Here is a 19,776-nt window from a genome sequence, read left to right on the forward strand (position 1 = left end):
CATAAAAAAACCGGAAGCCAGGCTTCCGGTTTTTTCGTTGTGGGGCGGTCAGTTTGAGGAGGGGTACTCCTGGATGGTGATATTCAGCGTCAGCTTGTGACCATCGCGGATAATATCCATCGGGATCACGGAGCCCGGGCGTATCTCCGCCACCTGGTCCATGGTCTCCAGCACTGAGATGGCCGGTTTATGGTTCACCGCCACAATAATATCTTTCACCTGCATACCCGCCAGTGCGGCCGGGCCGTCCGGCGCCACTTCATTAACAATAATCCCCTGCAACTGGTCCAGGCCGGTGCCCGGCCCGTGCAGCGGCATGTTATCCCGCCCGCTGATGCCGATATAACCGCGGATCACCCGGCCATCGCGGATAAGTTTATCCATAATTTTGGTCGCAAGGCGGGTGGGGATGGCAAAACCAATCCCTTCCGGGGTTTCGCCGTCGGCGCTTTTATCAAAAGAGAGGGTATTGATCCCCACCAGTTCCCCCAGGGTGTTCACCAGCGCACCACCGGAGTTACCGTGGTTGATGGAGGCATCGGTCTGGAGGAAGTTCTGACGCCCGGAGGGGTTCAGGCCGACCCGCCCGGTGGCGCTGATGATCCCCTGGGTGATGGTCTGCCCGAGGTTATAAGGGTTACCAATCGCCATCACCACGTCGCCCACGTGGGGGGTGCGGTGCGGGTTAATCGGAATAGTGGGCAGGCTGGTGGCGTTAATCTTCAGCACGGCGATATCGGTCAGACTGTCGGAGCCCACTAACAGCGCTTCGAAGAACCGGCCATCCTGGAGGGCGACAATAATTTGCTCGGCATCGTTGATGACGTGCTTATTCGTTACGATATAGCCCCGGTTATCCATAATCACCCCGGAGCCGAGGGTCAGCCGGTTCTGGGCCGGTACGTTAACGTTGAGCCCGCGGGTGTAAATATTGACCACCGCAGGTGCCGCGCGCCGCACGGCCGAGTTATAGCTGACGGGCGTTTCATCCGCGCTGTCGTAACGTGGTGAGGTGATCTCAATGTTCTGGCGTAATGACGGCACCAGTGCCAGCAGCAGGGCGGCGATAATCAGGCCAAATATAACCGGGCGAAGAAGTTTAAATATCATAATTCCAGGATGCCTGCGTGAGAAACGGCAACATCTTATAGCAATCGCGGGCGCCGTTATCCGGTGCCCGCGCCGGGGTTTTACTGTTGCAGCAGCAGATACAGCACATCATCGCCGCGTACAACGCGCAGTGCAAGAATTGCCGGTTTGTTTGCCAGCAATTTGCGCATATCGGCAATGGTCCGCACCCGGTAACGGTTAACGGCGACGATAATATCGCCCTGTTTCAGGCCAGACTGTGCGGCCGGGGTGTCCTTGTCGATGGCATCAATGCGGATACCCGGTGAGCCGTCTTTCAGTTTGCCATCGCCCAGGGTCGCCCCCTGGAGCGCCGGGGAGATAATATCGGCACTGGCGGTTGCGGCGCTGCTCTTATCGAGGGTTACCGTCACCTCCATGGGCTTGCCGTTACGCAGCAGCCCGAGCTTCACGCTGCTGCCGGGCTCTGTGGTGGCGATACGGGTGCGTAACTCCGCAAAGCTGGACAGGGGCTTACCGTTCATGCTGACAATCACATCGCCCGCTCTGATGCCCGCTTTAGCAGAGCCGGAGCCGGGCAGCACTTCACTGACAAACGCCCCGCGCTGGGCATTCAGATTAAAGGCTTTGGCGATATCGGCGCTCATCTCCGTGCCGCGGATCCCGAGCAGGCCACGGCGCACCTCGCCAAACTGGATCAGCTGTTTTGCCAGCGTCAGCGCCATATTGGCCGGGATAGCAAAACCAATACCGATACTGCCGCCACCACCACCCGGTGCGAGGATAGCGGTGTTGATCCCGATCAGCTCGCCGTTCAGGTTCAGGAGCGCGCCGCCAGAGTTACCGCGGTTAATGGAAGCGTCGGTCTGGATAAAGTTCTCCAGCCCTTCAAGGTTCAGGCCGCTGCGCCCGAGGGCGGAAATAATCCCCGATGTGGCCGTCTGCCCCAGGCCATAGGGGTTGCCCACCGCAATGGCAAAATCCCCCACCCGCAGGCTATCGGAATCGGCCACTTTGATCTGGGTGAGGCGTTGCGGGTTTTGCAACTGAAGCAGGGCGATATCGCTTTGCTCATCGCCGCCGATGAGTCTGGCGTCGAATTCGCGACCGTCATTGAGCTGTACGCTGATTTTGTTCGCCTGGCTGATCACGTGGTTATTGGTCAGCACGTATCCTTTGGCCGCATCGATAATCACACCGGAGCCGAGCCCTTCAAATTGCTGAGGGCCGCGGGGCATACCGGGGAGGGCAGGCTGGCCGCCGGGGGCATCCGGGGTGACGGTGGCCGCCCCCTGAACCTGCACACTGACCACCGCAGGCAGGACTTTATCCAGAACCGGTGCCAGGCTGGGTAATGCCCCCTGTCCGGGCACGGCCGACGGGATTGCTGCCGCTGCCGGGCGCGGGGTAGAGAGGGTTAATCCAATACTTAACGCTAATGCAGTTAACAGCAAAGGGGATTTATTCATTGCAACAGGCTCTCATCACCATCGTAAAGGAAAAAGACCCAAAACATCCTGATATTATTTAATTCTCAACGATTTAACAATGACTTGTTAACAAGATGGATCGTTGTCTTATCCTGATATATGGGTACTGAGACAGACACTTTCCAGAATAGTGCCTGTTTAATGAAAAAGGGGCGCCAATTGGTGCGCCCCTTTGAAAAAAGCGAGAAATTTGATAATCAGTTGTGGGTTGGCCGGTCGCTGCGCAGCAGGCCGGATGCCCCTTCAGAATAGTCGCGCGGCATTTGTACTGGCGCCTGGTCATTGCTGGCTTCGGACTCGCCCAGACGATTACGGAACGGGTTGGTCTCGGCAGTCATTTCCGGCAGTAAATTGTTCGAGCTTTTCACCATATGCTGATACAGCTGGCGGTAGTCTGTCGCCATGGTGTCCAGCAGTTCGGCGCTACGGGCAAAGTGGCTGACCAGCTCTTCACGATACTGCTCCAGCTCCTTTTTGTTCTTTTCCAGCTCATACTGTAAGGCCTGCTGCTGGCGTAATTTGCGGTTCCCGAACCGCATGGCAACGGCACCGATAATGATACCGACCACTAACCCAATAAGCGCATATTCCCAGGTCATGAACTTCTCCCGTTGTCTTGTGTGTCCGTAGGGGGTGACTGCGAGGCCTTTCTGTTAGCTCCGTGCCATCGCGCGATACCAGCACTATAACCGTTAATCTCACAGAAGTGGAATCCTGACGCACTATCGCTTAGTGTAGAGCGGCCTTTTTTTAGTCAACCGGGCACTCCGTTATGGCAGAGTGCCGAGGAATAAGAATAACACCATGCACACCCTTTCTCCGACATCGCGATACCAACAAGCCCTTGATGAGGGCAACTACAAACCGGATGACGTTCAGCGTGAGGCGGTCAGCCGCCTGAACATCATCTGGCAGGAGTTAACCAGCACCTCTCCCGCCGCACCCGCGACCGCCAGTAAAGTGAAATCCACCTTTGGCCGGTTGTTCGGCAAACGCAGCCCTGAGCCCGCGCCTGCGCCTGTCCGCGGGCTCTATATGTGGGGGGGCGTTGGCCGGGGGAAAACCTGGCTGATGGATATGTTTTATCAGAGCCTGCCCGGCGAGCGAAAACTGCGCCTGCACTTTCACCGCTTTATGCTGCGGGTGCATGAAGAGCTCGGGCGACTCCAGGGGCACAGTGACCCGCTGAATATCGTGGCGGATGATTTTAAAGCCCAGGCGGATGTTATCTGCTTTGATGAGTTTTTTGTCTCCGACATTACCGATGCCATGCTGCTGGGCGGGCTGATGAAGGCGCTGTTTGACCGGGGCATAACCCTGGTGGCCACCTCGAATATTCCGCCGGATGAGCTGTACCGTAATGGTCTGCAGCGCGCCCGCTTTCTGCCCGCCATTGAGGCGATTAAAGCCCACTGCGACATTATGAATGTCGACGCCGGTATCGACTACCGCCTGCGCACCCTGACCCAGGCCCATCTGTGGCTGTCGCCGCTTAGCGAAGAGACCCGGGAGCAGATGCACCAGTTGTACCGGGCGCTGGCCGGGAAACCGCCGGAAGGGGAGTCTGTGCTGGAGGTGAACCACCGCCCGATGCCGGTACTGGGAACGGTAAACCAGACGCTGGCGGTGGATTTTGCCACCCTGTGTATGGATGCCCGCAGCCAGCATGACTATATTGCCCTGTCGCGCCAGTTCCATACGGTCTTTCTGACCAGTGTGCAGGTGATGGATACCCGGATGGAGAGTGAAGCCCGGCGGTTTATCGCCCTGGTGGATGAGTTCTATGAGCGCCATGTGAAGCTGATAGTCTCAGCTGCGGTGCCTTTATATGAGATTTATCAGGGGGAGCGGCTGAAATTTGAATTCCAGCGCTGTCTGTCGCGCCTGCAGGAGATGCAAAGCGAAGAGTACCTGAAGCTGGAACACCGCCCGTAACCCGCCGCCGGGGAGAATAATCCACAAAAACCGGCAATCAAATGGAAAAAGGGGTCGATCTTTGACCCCTGTTTCCCTATAATCCTGCGACCCCACGTTACAACAAAGTTTTTTTCCCGAAACTTTCGAGTGCCGGTGAAACGTATCCGAAGGGGTAGGTTTACTGGACAATGTCGTGTGAACCTCAACAGATTTTAGGCGTTTGGGTGTTCACCAACGTGTAACTAATTATTTGGGTAAGCTTTATAATGAAAACTTTTACAGCTAAACCAGAAACCGTACAGCGTGACTGGTATGTTGTTGACGCGACCGGTAAAACTCTGGGCCGTCTGGCTACCGAACTGGCTCGTCGCCTGCGCGGTAAGCATAAAGCGGAATACACTCCGCACGTAGATACTGGTGATTACATCATCGTTCTGAACGCAGAAAAAGTTGCTGTAACCGGCAACAAACGTTCTGACAAAGTGTACTATCACCACACTGGTCACATCGGTGGTATCAAACAAGCGACCTTTGAAGAGATGATTGCCCGCCGTCCTGAGCGTGTGATTGAAATCGCGGTTAAAGGCATGCTGCCGAAGGGCCCGCTGGGTCGTGCTATGGCCCGTAAACTGAAAGTTTACGCTGGCAACGAGCACAACCACGCGGCACAGCAACCGCAAGTTCTGGACATCTAATCGGGATTATGGCAATGGCTGAAAATCAATATTACGGCACTGGTCGCCGCAAAAGTTCCGCTGCTCGTGTGTTTATCAAACCGGGCAACGGCAAAATCGTTATCAACCAGCGTTCTCTGGAACAGTACTTCGGTCGCGAAACTGCCCGCATGGTAGTTCGTCAGCCGCTGGAACTGGTCGACATGGTTGAAAAACTGGATCTGTACATCACTGTTAAAGGTGGTGGTATCTCTGGTCAGGCTGGTGCGATCCGTCACGGTATCACCCGCGCTCTGATGGAGTACGACGAATCCCTGCGTTCTGAACTGCGTAAAGCTGGCTTCGTTACTCGTGACGCTCGTCAGGTTGAACGTAAGAAAGTGGGTCTGCGCAAAGCACGTCGTCGTCCGCAGTTCTCCAAACGTTAATTGTTTTCTGCCCCTGGCAGATTGCTTTTGGCGCAAAAACCCGGTCATGTACCGGGTTTTTTTATACCTGAAAAAACGAACCGGCCATAATATGATGATTTAACGGCGTTTTTATGGTGAATAACAATCACTTCACCACATGGTCGTTAAAATCTGGTAAACTGTCCTCCAATTTTGTGCCCAAATGCCAGTATCCGTTTATGTTTTCGCCGCCTGTAAAGGGCGGGGTGATTGCTACTGGCAAGGTTTGTTTTGTCAGACGGCCTGCGGGCACGGTCTGGCTGAAGTAATACACTGAATAATACCTGGAGGTTTTCATGGCTGTCGCTGCCAACAAACGTTCGGTAATGACGCTGTTTTCTGGTCCTACTGATATTTATAGCCATCAGGTGCGCATTGTCCTGGCTGAAAAGGGTGTCAGCTTTGAAATTGAGCATGTGGAGGCTGGTAACCCGCCGCAGGATCTTATCGATCTGAACCCGAGCCAGAGCGTGCCGACCCTGGTGGATCGCGAGCTGACCCTGTGGGAGTCCCGTATCATCATGGAATACCTTGATGAGCGCTTCCCGCATCCGCCGCTGATGCCGGTATACCCGGTTGCCCGCGGTGAAAGCCGCCTGTACATGCAGCGGATCGAAAAAGACTGGTACAGCCTGATGAACATCATCAACACCGGCTCTGCCCAGGAAGCGGAAACCGCCCGCAAACATCTGCGTGAAGGTTTGCTGGAAATCGCCCCTGTCTTCACCCAGAAACCCTATTTCCTGAGTGACGAGTTCAGCCTGGTAGACTGCTGCCTGGCTCCGCTGCTGTGGCGTTTGCCGCTGCTGGGGATCGAGCTGAGCGGTGCGGGCTCCAAAGAGCTGAAAGGCTATATGACCCGCGTATTTGAACGTGATTCTTTCCTGGCCTCCCTGACGGAAGCCGAGCGGGAAATGCGTCTGCACGGTCGGGGTTAAGCGTAATGGATATGTCGCAGCTCTCTCCTCGTCGTCCGTATCTGCTGCGGGCTTTTTATGACTGGTTGCTGGACAACCAGCTGACACCTCATCTGGTGGTTGATGTTAATCAGCCAGGGGTTGAGGTGCCGATGGAGTACGCCCGCGACGGGCAAATTGTGCTGAACATCGCACCCCGCGCAGTGGGCAACCTGGAACTGACCAACGGCGAAGTGCGCTTCAGCGCGCGCTTTGGCGGGGTGCCGCGCCAGGTCTTCGTACCCATGTCGGCGGTACTGGCTATCTATGCCCGTGAAAACGGTGCAGGCACCATGTTCGAGCCGGAAGCCGCTTACGATGAAGAGCCGATAAGCCTCAACGATGAGGACGCATCCGACGGGAATAACGAAACGGTGATGTCGGTTATCGACGGGGATAAACCCGACCATGCCGACGACAACGGGCCCGACGATGAACCCACGCCGCCGCCGCGCGGTGGCCGCCCGGCACTGCGCGTGGTGAAATAAATCCTGCCTGGTGGCAGCAATAAAAAAAGGAGCTGATATCAGCTCCTTTTTTGTTGCCGGTGTGGCTTACACTTCCAGGTAGTTCATGATCCCGTCTGCGGCTTTGCGGCCTTCCGCAATGGCGGTGACCACCAGATCCGAGCCACGGACAATATCGCCACCGGCAAAGATCTTCGGGTTACTGGTCTGGAAGGCATTTTCCGCCCTTTCCGGGGCGATGATCCGCCCCTGGGTGTCAAGCTCTACACCGTGCTCTGCCAGCCACGCCATACTGTGAGGGCGGAAGCCAAACGCCATTACCACCGCATCTGCCGGTAGCAGGTGCTCAGAACCGGCCACAATCTCTGCCCGGCGGCGGCCTCTGGCATCCGGTGCGCCCATTTCGGTGCGCGCCATCTTCACGCCGCACACCCTGCCGCTGGCGTTGATCTCAATTCCCAGGGGCTGCACATTGAACTGAAACTCCACCCCCTCTTCGCGGGCGTTTTTCACTTCCCGGCGTGAGCCCGGCATGTTTTCTTCGTCGCGGCGGTAGGCGCAGGTCACGTGGGCTGCCCCCTGGCGTACCGAGGTACGCACGCAGTCCATGGCCGTATCCCCGCCACCCAGCACCACCACGCGTTTCCCCTCCATACTGGTGTAGGGGGCGTCTGGCGCGTCAGGAAAGCCCATCAGCTGCCGGGTATTGGCAATCAGGAACGGCAGGGCGTCGTAAACCCCCGGCGCGTCTTCATTTTCCAGGTCACCACGCATGGACTGATATGTCCCCACCCCGAGGAATACCGCATCGTATTCACTCAGCAGGGCCTCAAGGGTGATATCGGTGCCCACGTCGGTATTGAGGCGAAACTCAATCCCCATACCGGTGAACACTTCCCGGCGACGGGTCATCACGCTCTTGTCCAGCTTGAATGCCGGAATACCGAAGGTCAGCAGCCCGCCTATCTCCGGGTGGCGATCGTAGACCACCGCTTTAACCCCGTTACGGGTTAAGACATCGGCACAGGCAAGCCCCGCCGGGCCCGCACCGATAATCGCCACCCGCTTGCCGGTCTGCTTAACGCCGGTCAGATCCGGGCGCCAGCCCATTTCGAAGGCTTTATCGTTGATATAGCGCTCAATATTGCCGATGGTGACCGCGCCGAACTCATCATTCAGAGTGCAGGAGCCCTCACACAGGCGATCCTGCGGGCACACCCGGCCACACACTTCCGGCAGGGTATTGGTCTGGTGGGAGAGCTCTGCCGCTTCAATAATGCGCCCTTCATTGGCCAGCTTCAGCCAGTTCGGGATGTAGTTATGTACCGGGCACTTCCATTCGCAATAAGGGTTGCCACAGGAGAGGCAGCGGTCTGCCTGGGCCTGGGCCTGGTTTTCGGAAAAAGGTTCGTAGATCTCTACAAATTCAATTTTGCGGATCCTGAGCGGCTTTTTCGGCGGATCAACACGCTGCAAGTCGATAAATTGATATACGTTCTGGCTCATCGCTACCTCTTACTGCGCCTGCACCCGCAGCTCTGCTGCGGAACGACTACGGTGACCCAGCAATGCCTTCACATCACTGGACTTCGGTTTAACCAGCGCGAACTTCGCGGCAAAGGCTGGCCAGTTAGCAAGGATCTCCTCCCCGCGCTGGGAGCCGGTCAGATGGACGTGTTCGGTGATAAGCCCGCGTAAGTGCTCCTCGTGGATGGCCAGGTCGTCAACATTCAGCACCTCGACCAGCTCCGGGTTGACGCGTTTGCGAAACTCCCCGTCTTCGTCCAGCACATAGGCGAAACCACCGGTCATACCGGCCCCGAAGTTCACCCCGGTTTTGCCCAGGACACAGACAATACCGCCGGTCATATATTCGCAGCCGTTATCGCCAATGCCTTCCACCACGGTGATGGCCCCGGAGTTACGCACCCCGAAGCGCTCACCGGCGCGGCCTGCGGCATACAGGCGGCCACCGGTGGCCCCGTACAGGCAGGTGTTACCGATAATGCTCGCCTCGTGGCTACGGAAGGCAGAGCCCACCGGCGGGCGAACTGAAATCACGCCGCCCGCCATGCCCTTGCCCACATAGTCGTTGGCATCGCCTGTCAGGTGCAGTTCTACCCCACCGGCGTTCCACACCCCGAAGCTCTGCCCGGCTGTGCCGCTGAAGTGGGCTTTAATGGGATCAGAGGCCAGCCCCTGATCGCCATGATGCCGGGCGATATATCCGGACAGGCTCGCCCCTACAGAGCGGTCCGTATTGCGGATATCAAACCAGAAGGTTTTGCTTTGCTTCTCATCCACAAACGGCTGAGCCTGTTTCAGCAGCCGGGCATTGAGCTCACCGTTATCAAACGGCGGGTTATGTTCGGTGCAGTACAGGGCTTTACCCGGGTGCGGTTCTGCAGTCTCCAGCAGGCGGTGCAGATCCAGTTTTTGTTGTTTGGCGCTCAGCCCTTCCAGCCGGGTGAGCAGATCCGTGCGGCCAATCAGATCCACCAGACGGGTCACCCCCAGTTGGGCCATCAGCTCGCGGGTTTCCCGGGCGATAAACTCAAAGTAGTTGGTCACTTTGAACGGCAGGCCGTGGTAGTGGTTCTTGCGCAGTTTTTCGTCCTGGGTTGCCACACCGGTCGCACAGTTGTTGAGGTGGCAAATACGTAGGTATTTACAACCCAGCGCCACCATCGGGCCGGTGCCGAAGCCGAAGCTCTCCGCCCCGAGGATCGCCGCTTTAATAATGTCGACGCCGGTCTTCAGGCCGCCGTCTACCTGCAGGCGAATCTTATGGCGCAGGCCGTTGGCCACCAGCGCCTGCTGGGTTTCCACCAGGCCAAGCTCCCAGGGGCACCCGGCATATTTTACCGAGGTGAGCGGGCTGGCCCCGGTGCCACCGTCGTAACCGGCGATGGTGATAAGGTCCGCATAGGCTTTCGCCACCCCGGTGGCGATGGTGCCGACCCCGGGCTCGGAAACCAGTTTTACCGAGATCATCGCCTGCGGGTTGACCTGTTTAAGATCGAAAATCAGCTGGGCCAGATCCTCAATGGAGTAAATATCGTGGTGCGGCGGCGGGGAGATAAGCGTCACGCCCGGCACCGAATAGCGCAGTCGGGCAATATACGGGGTGACTTTATCCCCCGGTAACTGGCCGCCTTCGCCGGGTTTGGCCCCCTGGGCCACTTTGATCTGGATAACATCGGCACTGACCAGGTACGCCGGGGTCACCCCGAAGCGACCGGAAGCCACCTGCTTAATGCGGGAGACTTTGCTGGTGCCGTAGCGGGCCGGATCTTCGCCGCCTTCGCCGGAGTTTGAATTGCCGCCCAGGGCGTTCATGGCCTCGGCCAGGGATTCGTGGGCCTCCGGGCTCAGGGCGCCAATGGACATGGCCGCCGTGTCAAAGCGCTTAAACAGCTCACTGGCGGGCTCGACACTGTCAATGCTGATGGCGTCACCCTTCGGGGTGATGCTCAGCATATCGCGCAGGGTGGCGACTGGCCGCTCGTTGACCAGCCGGGCATAGTGCTGATAGTCCTGGTAATCACCGCTCTGTACTGCCTGTTGCAGGGTGCGTACCACGTCCGGGTTGTAGGCGTGGTATTCACCACCGTGGACATATTTCAGCAGCCCCCCTTGCTCCAGAGGCTTGCGTACCAGCCAGGCGCGTTTTGACAGGTTCAGCAGATCCTGCTGGAAATCAGAGAAGTTAGCGCCGCCGATACGGCTCACCACCCCCTGGAAGCAGCGCTGCGCCACATCATCATGCAGGCCGACGGCTTCAAACAGTTTGGAGCAGCGGTAAGAGGCCACAGTAGAGATGCCCATTTTGGACATGATCTTGTACAGGCCCTTATTGATCCCGTTGCGGTAGTTGAGCATCACCGTGCGGTAGGGCTTGTCGATGGTGCGGCTGTCGACCAGGCGGGCCAGGGTCTCATAGGCCAGATAGGGGTAAATCGCCGTGGCGCCAAAGCCCAGCAGTACCGCGAAGTGGTGCGGATCGCGGGCGCTGGCGGTTTCAACAATGATGTTGGCATCGCAGCGCAGGCTCTGCTCCACCAGGCGGCTCTGAATGGCGCCGACCGCCATTGGGGCCGGGACCGGCAGCCGGTCTCTGGCGATATTCCGGTCGGAAAGCACCAGCAGCACTGTGCCGCCGCGCACCATCTGCTCGGCTTTGTTGCACAGGGCCGTGAGGGTCTCTTCCAGGGTGGTTTCTGTGGCATCAAAGGTGATGTCCAGCGTATCGGCCTGGTAGTGGCTCTCTTTCAGGGTGGTCAGCTGGCGGAAGTCGGAATAGAGCAGAATCGGTGATTTAAAGCTCAGCCGGTGGGCCTGGCCTTCCGCTTCACAGAAGACGTTCATCTCCCGGCCAATGCTGGTGGCAAGCGACATGACGTGAGCTTCACGCAGCGGATCGATAGGCGGGTTAGTCACCTGGGCAAACTGCTGGCGGAAGTAGTCATAAATAATGCGCGGCTGGCTGGAGAGCACCGCAAACGGCGTGTCATCCCCCATGGAGCCCACCGCTTCCTGGCCGTTTTCACCCAGCACGCGGATCACCTGATCCAGCTCTTCGTTGCTGTAGTTAAACTGCTTCTGGTAGCTGGCCAGCAGATCGTCGTCCATTTCCCGGGTGCCGACTTGCTCGTCGGGCAGATCTTCAAAAGGCACCAGGCGGCGGACATTTTTCTCCATCCACGCTTTGTACGGGTGGCGGCTTTTCAGATCGTGGTCGGTCTCGGCGGAGTGCAGGATACGGCCGCTACGGGTGTCGATAACCATCAGCTCGCCGGGGCCGACGCGGCCTTTTTCCAGCACTTCGTCCGGCTGGTAGTCCCAGATCCCCACTTCAGAGGCGCAGGTGATCAGCTTATCTTTGGTTATCACGTAGCGCGCCGGGCGCAGGCCGTTACGGTCGAGGTTACAGGCGGCGAAGCGCCCGTCAGACATGACGATACCGGCCGGGCCATCCCAGGGCTCCATATGCATGGAGTTAAAGTCAAAAAAGGCGCGCAGGTCCGGATCCATATCCGGGTTATTCTGCCAGGCGGGCGGCACCAGCAGGCGCATGGCGCGGATGATATCCATCCCGCCGGCCAGCAGCAGCTCCAGCATATTGTCCAGGGAGCTGGAATCGGAGCCGGTCTCATTCACAAACGGCGCCGCCGCCTGGAGATCCGGGATCAGCGGGGTCTGGAATTTATAGGTACGGGCCCGGGCCCACTGGCGGTTACCGGTGATGGTGTTGATCTCACCATTGTGGGCCAGATAACGGAACGGCTGGGCCAGCGGCCAGCGCGGTACGGTATTGGTGGAGAAGCGCTGGTGAAACAGACAAATGGCGGACTCCAGGCGCAAATCCGCAAGATCCAGGTAGAAGCGCGGCAGATCTGCCGGCATACACAGACCTTTATAAATATTGACCAGGTTGGACAGGCTACAAATGTAGAAATCTTTGTCCTGCTCCTGGATGCGTTTTTCAATGCGACGGCGGGCGATAAACAGACGGCGCTCCATATCGCGCGGGCGCCAGCCTGCGGGGGCGTTCACAAAAATCTGCTCAATGCGCGGCAGAGAGGAGAGGGCGATTTCCCCGAGTACGTCCTGATTGGTCGGCACATCGCGCCAGCCAACAATCGACAGGGTTTCCCGCTGTAGCTCTTCCTCAACAATACGGCGGCTGGCCGCGGCTTTTTCGTCATCCTGGCTTAAGAACAGCATGCCGACTGCGTAGTTTTTGGCTAAACGCCAGCCGCGCTCTTCGGCCACAACGTGGAAGAAGCGATCCGGTTTTTGTAACAGCAGACCGCAGCCGTCCCCAGTTTTGCCATCCGCAAGGATAGCGCCACGGTGTTGCATACGCGCCAGTGCATGGATCGCGGTACGCACTACTTTGTGGCTGGGTTCGCCTTCTATGTGGGCGATCAGGCCGAAACCACAGTTATCCCTCTCAAGGGATTTATCGTACAACATATCAGTGAACCTCCCCAGGCTCTGTGGATCCCCGACACCGTTTGCGGCAGGCGCGCAAAGAGAGCCGCGACAGATGCGCACGAGACTTCGTGCCTTGTTCGCTCTCCTGAAGACCTGCGCAGCGGATTCACAAGTAGTGAGGACTTGCTCCAGAGGGAATCGCAATTACTGCATAAATATGACGGTTTGAATCCCCGTCGACAATGCTTCCAGCGGATTCCCAAATTAGCGATAATCTGCAGTCAGGTCAAATGGCAGCCATATGGCCTGCTTGTTGATTAAAAAGTCGTTTAATATATTGATTATAAACATGAAAAATCATATGTGGTGAGCAGTGAACTCCCCGGGGACCGGGAATGTAATGTGATCTGTCTCACTAATATCTGGCAAAATCATTACCACAGCGTGCTATTCACTGATAACTATCCAGCACAATATATTGGTATGTCGCTTCAGAGCCAGTTATTACCCTGTTTTTCAACCAGGAGAATAATTTTTAAATAGCGGCCAGCAGCATAAGGAAAAGTTATCCGCGCCGTGGTGATTAAAACGGCGTTAATTGTGAATGGTTATTCAAAAGATGTGGTGCTCCCGGCGGTTGATCCAGGTCATCGCCAGAATGAGCAGAAAATGGCAGGCTAAGCCCCTTTTTACGGGCCGGTCTTTCAGATTATGCAGTTACAGAAATTAGTCAATATGTTTGGTGGTGATTTATCGCGCCGCTACGGGCAAAAGGTGCATAAATTAACCCTTCACGGTGGGTTCAGCTGCCCCAACCGGGATGGCACCATCGGGCGGGGCGGCTGCACGTTCTGTAATGTGGCCTCATTTGCCGATGAAGCCCAGCAGTATCGCTCCATTGCCGACCAGCTGGCTGACCAGGCCCGGCGGGTAAACCGCGCAAAACGCTACCTGGCCTATTTTCAGGCCTATACCAGCACCTGGGCTGAAGTGCAGGTGCTGCGTTCTATGTATCAGCAGGCTGTCGCCCAGGCCAGCGTGGTCGGGCTGTGTGTCGGGACTCGCCCGGATTGTGTACCGGACAGCGTGCTGGATCTGCTCAGTGATTACCGCAATGAAGGCTACGAAGTGTGGCTGGAGCTGGGGCTACAGAGTGCTCAGGATAAAACCCTGCACCGTATTAACCGGGGTCATGATTTCGCCTGTTACCAGCAAACCACCGCGCGCGCGCGGGCCCGGGGGCTGAAAGTGTGCAGCCACCTGATCGTCGGCCTGCCCGGGGAAAGCGACGCCGAATGCCTTGATACGCTGAACCGGGTGGTGGAGACCGGGGTCGACGGCATTAAACTGCACCCGCTGCATATTGTGACCGGCAGCACCATGGCGAAAGCCTGGCAGGCTGGCCGCCTGGCGGGGATCGCACTGGATGATTACGTGCGCATTGCCGGGGAGATGATCCGCCATACCCCACCGGACATTATCTACCACCGGATTTCTGCCAGCGCCCGGCGCCCGACGCTGCTGGCCCCGTTATGGTGTGAGAATCGCTGGACCGGGATGGTCGAGCTGGATCGCTGGATGCACCAGCACGGTGTCCAGGGCTCGGCCCTCGGCACGCCGTGGCAGTGTCCGCAATCTTCTGAAATCTGAGTATTTCGCCGGTTTTCCGGTATGATTGAACGGATACTCAGCGAAGGACTCTTCCATGAAGCAAATCCGTTTACTGGCGCAATATTACGTTGATTTAATGATGAAGCTGGGCCTGGTCCGCTTTTCATTACTGCTGGCTCTGGCTTTAGTTATTCTCGCAATGGCAGTGCAGATGGCGGTGACCATGCTGCTGAGTGGCGAGATAGAAAGTATTGATGTTATTCGCTCTATCTTCTTCGGGTTACTTATTACCCCCTGGGCGGTGTATTTCCTCTCGGTGGTGGTGGAACAGCTGGAAGAGTCCCGGCGGCGCCTGTCGCGGCTGGTGGAGAAGCTCGAAGAGATGCGCGAGCGCGATCTTAAGCTCAATGTTCAGCTCAAAGACAACATTACCCAGCTGAATCAGGAAATTGCCGATCGCGAAAAAGCCGAGGCGGAGCGCCATTCCACCCTTGAGCAACTGCAAATCGAAATGCAGGAGCGCGCCCAGACCCAGGTCCAGCTGGAGCAACAATCCTCTTTTCTGCGCTCCTTTCTGGATGCCTCTCCGGACCTGGTGTTCTACCGTAATGAAGGGCAGTATTTCTCCGGCTGTAACCGGGCGATGGAGCTGCTGACCGGGAAGAGTGAAAAACAGCTCATTGGCCTGAAACCCAGCGATGTCTACTCTGAAGAGACGGCGGCGAAAGTTATCGAGACCGATGAAAAAGTCTTTCGCCACAACGTATCGCTGACTTACGAGCAGTGGCTGGATTATCCGGACGGGCGCAAAGCCTGCTTTGAGATCCGCAAAGTGCCCTACTATGACCGGGTGGGGATGCGCCACGGGCTGATGGGCTTTGGCCGCGATATCACCGAACGTAAGCGCTATCAGGATGCCCTGGAGCGCGCCAGCCGCGATAAAACCACGTTTATTTCCACCATCAGCCACGAGCTGCGCACCCCCCTGAACGGGATTGTCGGGCTGAGCCGTATTCTGCTGGATACGGAGCTGACCCAGGAGCAGGAAAAATACCTCAAAACTATCCATGTCTCGGCGGTGACGCTGGGCAATATTTTCAACGATATTATCGATATGGATAAGATTGAGCGGCGCAAAGTCCAGCTGGATAATCAGGTGATGGATTTTACCGGTTTCCTCTCGGATCTGGAGAACCTCTCCGGGTTGCAGGCCCAGCAGAAGGGGCTGCGCTTTGTGCTGGAGCCCACCCAGCCACTGCCCCATAACGTAATTACCGACGCCACCCGCCTGCGCCAGGTCATCTGGAACTTAATCAGCAATGCGGTGAAATTTACCCCCCAGGGCGGCAATGTGACTGTCCGGGTGCGTTACGACGCCGCGCAGATGCTCCATTTTGATGTGCAGGATTCGGGGATAGGTATTCCGCCGGATGAGCAGGACAAGATTTTTGCCATGTACTACCAGGTCAAAGGCAGCCACGGAGGGAAACCGGCAACCGGTACCGGCATCGGCCTGGCGGTGTCCCGCCGCCTGGCCAGAAGCATGGGGGGCGATATTGTGGTCTCCAGTGAGCCGGGCAAAGGCGCCACCTTTAGCCTGACAGTACAGGCCCCGAATGCGGATGAAGAAGCCGCAGATCTCAGCCAGGCGGATGACGTGCCATTACCGGCGCTGCATGTGCTGCTGGTCGAGGATATTGAACTGAACGTGATTGTTGCCCGCTCGGTACTGGAAAAGCTGGGTAACAGTGTTGATGTGGCCATGACAGGCCAGGCCGCGCTGGATACATTCACCCCGGGGGAATATGACCTGGTGCTGCTGGATATTCAGCTGCCGGATATGACCGGGCTGGATATTGCCCGGGAGCTGCACCGCCGTTATCAGCCCGATGAGCTGCCGCCGCTGGTGGCGCTGACGGCAAACGTACTCAAAGATAAGCATGAATACCTCGATGCCGGAATGGACGATGTTCTCAGCAAACCGCTGGCTGTCCCGGCCCTGACCGCAATGATCAAAAAGTTCTGGGATGAGCCAGAACAGAATAAGGAGCATGCCGTGACCGGAAATCAGACACCACCGAAAGAAAATATTCTGGATACCGAAATGTTAAGCCAGTACATGGAGCTGGTAGGGCCAAAATTGATCACCGACGGGCTGGCCGTTTTTGAGAGGATGATGCCAGGCTACCTGAATATTCTGGAGTCCAACCTGACCGCCCGGGATCAGAAAGGCATTGTGGAAGAGGGGCATAAGATTAAAGGCGCGGCGGGTTCGATTGGTCTGCGCCATCTGCAGCAGCTGGGCCAGCAGATTCAGAGCCCGGATCTTCCGGCCTGGTCAGATAACGTGGGTGACTGGATCGAAGAGATGAAGCAGGACTGGCAGGGGGATGTGGCAGTGCTGAAAGCGTGGGTTGCGGAACACAGCGCTAAAAAATGACCCCGGTAAACCGGGGTGCGCGAAGACTGCGCCAACACCAGGGAAAAGGTAACGCCGCTGCTGTGTTGATTATTGTTCAGGCACAGCGACGCCTGTGAAAGCGAAACGCTCAGGGATTAAGATAGCAAACCTTAAATTATTTGTTACAAGAATCAGTAAAATATGTGAAGCGAAGCGCTGATATCAGTTCCGCTGATACCCGGCGCGGCGGGCATAACGGAGGGCGTGAATGAAAAAAATTGGCGTTATTTTGAGTGGCTGTGGCGTTTATGATGGCTCAGAAATTCACGAAGCGGTGATCACATTGCTGGCGCTTGATCGCCAGGGGGCGCAGGCGGTCTGCTTCGCGCCGGATAAGCCCCAGTCTGATGTGATCAACCACCTGACAGGCGAGCCCGTGGCGCAAAGCCGCAACGTGCTGGTGGAGTCTGCGCGTATTGCCCGTGGCAATATTCGCCCGCTCTCTGAGGCCCGGGCCAGTGATCTGGACGGGGTTATCATCCCCGGTGGGTTTGGGGCGGCGAAGAATTTGTCGAATTTTGCCAGCGCCGGCAGCGAATATGTGGTGGATGAAGACCTTAAAACACTGGTGCAGGCGTGTCATAAGGCGGGTAAGCCTCTGGGGTTTATCTGTATTGCGCCCGCCATGTTGCCGGGCCTGCTGGAGTGCCCGGTGCGTTTTACCATCGGCACGGATCCGGACACGGCTGAAACCATTGAGGAGCGGGGCGGTGAACATATTCCGTGCCCGGTGGACGATATCGTGGTGGATGAAGAGCAAAAAGTGGTCACCACGCCCGCCTATATGCTGGCGCAGAATATTGGTGAGGCCGCCACAGGTATAGAGATGCTGGTCGCCCGGGTACTGGCGCTGAGCTGATGAAACGCTCCGGTCTTTGGTACCGGTGCCGGCGTACGCTGCTGCGCCTGGTCGGTTGTGTGGCCGGGATCTGGCTGCTGGGGATTGTGCTGTTCAGCGTGATGCCGGTGCCGTTTTCCGCCGTGATGGTCGAGCGCCAGATAAGTGCCTGGCTGGGCGGTGATTTCCGCTATGTGGCCCACTCTGACTGGGTGGGAATGGATGAGATCTCCCCCTGGATGCCGCTGGCGGTTATCGCGGCGGAAGATCAGAAATTCCCGCAGCACTGGGGCTTTGATGTGCAGGCTATCCGCATGGCGCTGGACCATAATGAGCGCCATGAAAAACGCATTCGCGGCGCATCAACCCTGTCGCAGCAGACGGCGAAAAACCTGTTTTTGTGGGACGGGCGCAGCTGGCTGCGTAAAGGGCTGGAGGCCGGGCTGACGGCGGGGATCGAGACGGTCTGGTCCAAGCGGCGCATTCTTACGGTGTATCTGAATGTCGCCGAATTCGGTGAGGGGATCTTCGGGGTCGAGGCCGCCGCACAGCACTACTTCCACAAGCCTGCCAGGCGGCTGACCCCGTCAGAAGCGGCCCTGCTGGCGGCGGTATTACCTAACCCGCTGCGCTACCGGGCAAATGCCCCTTCCGGTTATGTGCGCACCCGCCAGCAGTGGATCCTGCGCCAGATGCGCCAGCTCGGCGGCACCGGGTATTTGCAGCGTAATCATTTGTACTGAGCGTGCGGCTCAGTCCTCATCAAACCCGGCGTTAAACAGGGCGATAACGGCGCTGAGCGCCTCCTGCTCCTGGGGGCCGCTGGCTTCGATTTCAATGTGCCCGCCTTTGGCGGAGTCCAGCATCAGCAGGGCGATAACGCTGCTGGCTTCGGCCTCGGTGCCCGCTTCGTTGCGCAGCAGCACTTCCGCATCAAAACTTTGCACCAGCTCGAAGAGTTTCATGGCCGGGCGGGCGTGCATGCCCAGCTTATTCGTGATTTCAACGCTTTGCTTTACGGTCATGTTTTGCGTTTTTCCAGCGTTCTGTGGCGCGACTGAACATTCTTACCCCGGGAGCGGAAATAGTCCGCCAGTTGCTCGGCCACATAGACCGAGCGGTGTTTCCCGCCGGTACAGCCAATGGCAACGGTCAGGTAGCTGCGGTTATTGGTCTCCAGCATCGGCAACCACAGTTCAAGGTAGCTGCGGGTCTGGTAGATAAAGTTGTGGACTTCGGTGTGGCGATCCAGGAACGCGGCCACCGGTTTATCCAGGCCGGTCATCGGGCGCAGTTTCGGATCCCAGTGGGGGTTGGGCAGAAAACGCACGTCAAACACGTAGTCTGCGTCAATCGGGATCCCGTGCTTAAAGCCGAAGGATTCAAACACCATGGTCAGTTCCCGCTCCCGCTTGCCCAGCAGGCGGGTGCGCAGCATTTCAGCCAGTTCGTGAACCGACATTTCTGAGGTATCGATAATCAGATCGGCCCGGGAGCGCAGGGGCTCCAGCAGGTTGCTTTCTTCATCGATGGCGCTTTCCAGGGATAAATTCTTACTGGACAGCGGGTGTAAACGACGGGTATCGCTATAGCGGCGGATCAGCGTATTGCGATCGGCATCCAGGAACAGTAACTGCGGAGAGAAGCCTTCAGGCAGATTTTGCATTGCCTGTTCAAACACCTCCGGAGACTCCGGCATGTTACGCACGTCAATACTTACCGCGGCCGATACGTGGCGGTCATGAAGGGTTTTTGCCAGCTCAGGCAGCAGCACTACCGGCAGGTTATCAACACAGTAAAACCCCATATCTTCCAGGGCCCGTAACGCTACCGATTTTCCTGAACCTGAGCGGCCGCTGACAATCATCAGCACCATGAACACTC

16 protein-coding genes are annotated in these 19,776 nt (G+C 57.4%); 9 read left to right on the plus strand and 7 right to left on the minus strand.

The window, feature by feature from the left end; all coding sequences use genetic code 11:
* Window positions 1-48: 48 nt before the first annotated feature.
* From degS to zapG, 3 genes are all read right to left on the minus strand, one after another.
* Window positions 49-1,110, minus strand: coding sequence for an outer membrane-stress sensor serine endopeptidase DegS (degS, locus tag EBL_RS01720; protein WP_002442082.1), 1,062 nt, complete (start codon window positions 1,108-1,110; stop codon window positions 49-51).
* Between the two features lie 80 nt (window positions 1,111-1,190).
* Window positions 1,191-2,558, minus strand: a complete 1,368-nt coding sequence (gene degQ, locus EBL_RS01725) for a serine endoprotease DegQ (protein ID WP_002442079.1) — start codon at window positions 2,556-2,558, stop codon at window positions 1,191-1,193.
* 218 nt (window positions 2,559-2,776) lie between these two features.
* Window positions 2,777-3,178, minus strand: coding sequence for a Z-ring associated protein ZapG (zapG, locus tag EBL_RS01730; RefSeq protein ID WP_002442078.1), 402 nt, complete (start codon window positions 3,176-3,178; stop codon window positions 2,777-2,779).
* 205 nt (window positions 3,179-3,383) lie between these two features.
* Between zapG and zapE the strand changes: the two genes are divergently transcribed.
* The 5 genes from zapE to sspB all read left to right on the plus strand — a co-directional run bounded on the left by zapE (window position 3,384) and on the right by sspB (window position 7,063).
* A complete protein-coding gene (gene zapE, locus EBL_RS01735) occupies window positions 3,384-4,514 on the plus strand; it encodes a cell division protein ZapE (RefSeq protein ID WP_002442076.1) in 1,131 nt (376 codons plus the stop codon).
* Window positions 4,515-4,762: 248 nt separating this feature from the next.
* Window positions 4,763-5,191, plus strand: coding sequence for a 50S ribosomal protein L13 (rplM, locus tag EBL_RS01740; RefSeq protein WP_002442074.1), 429 nt, complete (start codon window positions 4,763-4,765; stop codon window positions 5,189-5,191).
* A gap of 14 nt (window positions 5,192-5,205) precedes the next feature.
* Window positions 5,206-5,598, plus strand: a complete 393-nt coding sequence (rpsI, locus tag EBL_RS01745) for a 30S ribosomal protein S9 (protein ID WP_000829818.1) — start codon at window positions 5,206-5,208, stop codon at window positions 5,596-5,598.
* Between the two features lie 317 nt (window positions 5,599-5,915).
* Entirely contained in the window at window positions 5,916-6,557 is a 642-nt protein-coding gene (sspA, locus tag EBL_RS01750) for a stringent starvation protein SspA (protein WP_002442072.1), read from the plus strand.
* A gap of 5 nt (window positions 6,558-6,562) precedes the next feature.
* Window positions 6,563-7,063, plus strand: coding sequence for a ClpXP protease specificity-enhancing factor (sspB, locus tag EBL_RS01755; RefSeq protein ID WP_002442070.1), 501 nt, complete (start codon window positions 6,563-6,565; stop codon window positions 7,061-7,063).
* 66 nt (window positions 7,064-7,129) lie between these two features.
* Here sspB and EBL_RS01760 read toward each other — a convergent pair whose 3' ends face one another.
* The gene (locus EBL_RS01760) at window positions 7,130-8,548 is read right to left on the minus strand and encodes a glutamate synthase small subunit (RefSeq protein ID WP_002442068.1); all 1,419 of its coding nucleotides are present in this window, start codon (window positions 8,546-8,548) and stop codon (window positions 7,130-7,132) included.
* Between the two features lie 9 nt (window positions 8,549-8,557).
* Window positions 8,558-13,021: a glutamate synthase large subunit gene (gene gltB / locus EBL_RS01765; RefSeq protein WP_002442066.1), complete on the minus strand. Its 4,464-nt coding sequence runs from the start codon at window positions 13,019-13,021 to the stop codon at window positions 8,558-8,560.
* Between the two features lie 672 nt (window positions 13,022-13,693).
* Here gltB and mnmL point away from each other — a divergent pair.
* The 4 genes from mnmL (at window position 13,694) to mtgA (ending at window position 18,635) form a co-directional block, all read left to right on the plus strand.
* The gene (gene mnmL, locus EBL_RS01770) at window positions 13,694-14,632 is read left to right on the plus strand and encodes a tRNA modification radical SAM protein MnmL/YtqA (protein WP_002442064.1); all 939 of its coding nucleotides are present in this window, start codon (window positions 13,694-13,696) and stop codon (window positions 14,630-14,632) included.
* A 55-nt stretch (window positions 14,633-14,687) separates the two neighbouring features.
* Window positions 14,688-17,033 carry an aerobic respiration two-component sensor histidine kinase ArcB gene (arcB, locus tag EBL_RS01775; protein WP_002442062.1) on the plus strand — a complete coding sequence of 782 codons (2,346 nt, stop codon included), beginning with the start codon at window positions 14,688-14,690 and terminating at the stop codon, window positions 17,031-17,033.
* Between the two features lie 229 nt (window positions 17,034-17,262).
* Window positions 17,263-17,913 carry an isoprenoid biosynthesis glyoxalase ElbB gene (gene elbB / locus EBL_RS01780; protein ID WP_002442060.1) on the plus strand — a complete coding sequence of 217 codons (651 nt, stop codon included), beginning with the start codon at window positions 17,263-17,265 and terminating at the stop codon, window positions 17,911-17,913.
* Window positions 17,913-18,635 (plus strand): monofunctional biosynthetic peptidoglycan transglycosylase, encoded by a 723-nt coding sequence (mtgA, locus tag EBL_RS01785; protein WP_002442058.1) that lies wholly within the window; start codon window positions 17,913-17,915, stop codon window positions 18,633-18,635. Before elbB ends, mtgA begins: the two co-directional genes overlap by 1 nt.
* A gap of 9 nt (window positions 18,636-18,644) precedes the next feature.
* On the opposite strand, the gene npr is transcribed toward mtgA, so the two are convergent.
* Window positions 18,645-18,917, minus strand: coding sequence for a PTS phosphocarrier protein NPr (npr, locus tag EBL_RS01790; RefSeq protein ID WP_002442056.1), 273 nt, complete (start codon window positions 18,915-18,917; stop codon window positions 18,645-18,647).
* On the minus strand, window positions 18,914-19,768 hold the full coding sequence (rapZ, locus tag EBL_RS01795) for an RNase adapter RapZ (RefSeq protein ID WP_002442054.1): 855 nt from the start codon (window positions 19,766-19,768) through the stop codon (window positions 18,914-18,916). The genes npr and rapZ overlap by 4 nt, the downstream gene beginning before the upstream one ends.
* Window positions 19,769-19,776 lie beyond the last annotated feature (8 nt).

This window comes from Shimwellia blattae DSM 4481 = NBRC 105725 (genome assembly GCF_000262305.1).
Classification (GTDB): domain Bacteria; phylum Pseudomonadota; class Gammaproteobacteria; order Enterobacterales; family Enterobacteriaceae; genus Shimwellia; species Shimwellia blattae.

What these genes read in the sequence shown, in the direction of transcription:
- npr (WP_002442056.1), bottom strand. Translation starts at nt 18,917, where the DNA reads ATGACCGTAAAGCAAAGCGTTGAAATCACGAATAAGCTGGGCATGCAC.
- sspB (WP_002442070.1), top strand. Translation starts at nt 6,563, where the DNA reads ATGGATATGTCGCAGCTCTCTCCTCGTCGTCCGTATCTGCTGCGGGCT.
- rapZ (WP_002442054.1), bottom strand. Translation starts at nt 19,768, where the DNA reads ATGGTGCTGATGATTGTCAGCGGCCGCTCAGGTTCAGGAAAATCGGTA.
- mtgA (WP_002442058.1), top strand. Translation starts at nt 17,913, where the DNA reads ATGAAACGCTCCGGTCTTTGGTACCGGTGCCGGCGTACGCTGCTGCGC.
- sspA (WP_002442072.1), top strand. Translation starts at nt 5,916, where the DNA reads ATGGCTGTCGCTGCCAACAAACGTTCGGTAATGACGCTGTTTTCTGGT.
- rpsI (WP_000829818.1), top strand. Translation starts at nt 5,206, where the DNA reads ATGGCTGAAAATCAATATTACGGCACTGGTCGCCGCAAAAGTTCCGCT.
- gltB (WP_002442066.1), bottom strand. Translation starts at nt 13,021, where the DNA reads ATGTTGTACGATAAATCCCTTGAGAGGGATAACTGTGGTTTCGGCCTG.
- arcB (WP_002442062.1), top strand. Translation starts at nt 14,688, where the DNA reads ATGAAGCAAATCCGTTTACTGGCGCAATATTACGTTGATTTAATGATG.
- elbB (WP_002442060.1), top strand. Translation starts at nt 17,263, where the DNA reads ATGAAAAAAATTGGCGTTATTTTGAGTGGCTGTGGCGTTTATGATGGC.
- degQ (WP_002442079.1), bottom strand. Translation starts at nt 2,558, where the DNA reads ATGAATAAATCCCCTTTGCTGTTAACTGCATTAGCGTTAAGTATTGGA.
- mnmL (WP_002442064.1), top strand. Translation starts at nt 13,694, where the DNA reads ATGCAGTTACAGAAATTAGTCAATATGTTTGGTGGTGATTTATCGCGC.
- EBL_RS01760 (WP_002442068.1), bottom strand. Translation starts at nt 8,548, where the DNA reads ATGAGCCAGAACGTATATCAATTTATCGACTTGCAGCGTGTTGATCCG.
- degS (WP_002442082.1), bottom strand. Translation starts at nt 1,110, where the DNA reads ATGATATTTAAACTTCTTCGCCCGGTTATATTTGGCCTGATTATCGCC.
- zapG (WP_002442078.1), bottom strand. Translation starts at nt 3,178, where the DNA reads ATGACCTGGGAATATGCGCTTATTGGGTTAGTGGTCGGTATCATTATC.
- zapE (WP_002442076.1), top strand. Translation starts at nt 3,384, where the DNA reads ATGCACACCCTTTCTCCGACATCGCGATACCAACAAGCCCTTGATGAG.
- rplM (WP_002442074.1), top strand. Translation starts at nt 4,763, where the DNA reads ATGAAAACTTTTACAGCTAAACCAGAAACCGTACAGCGTGACTGGTAT.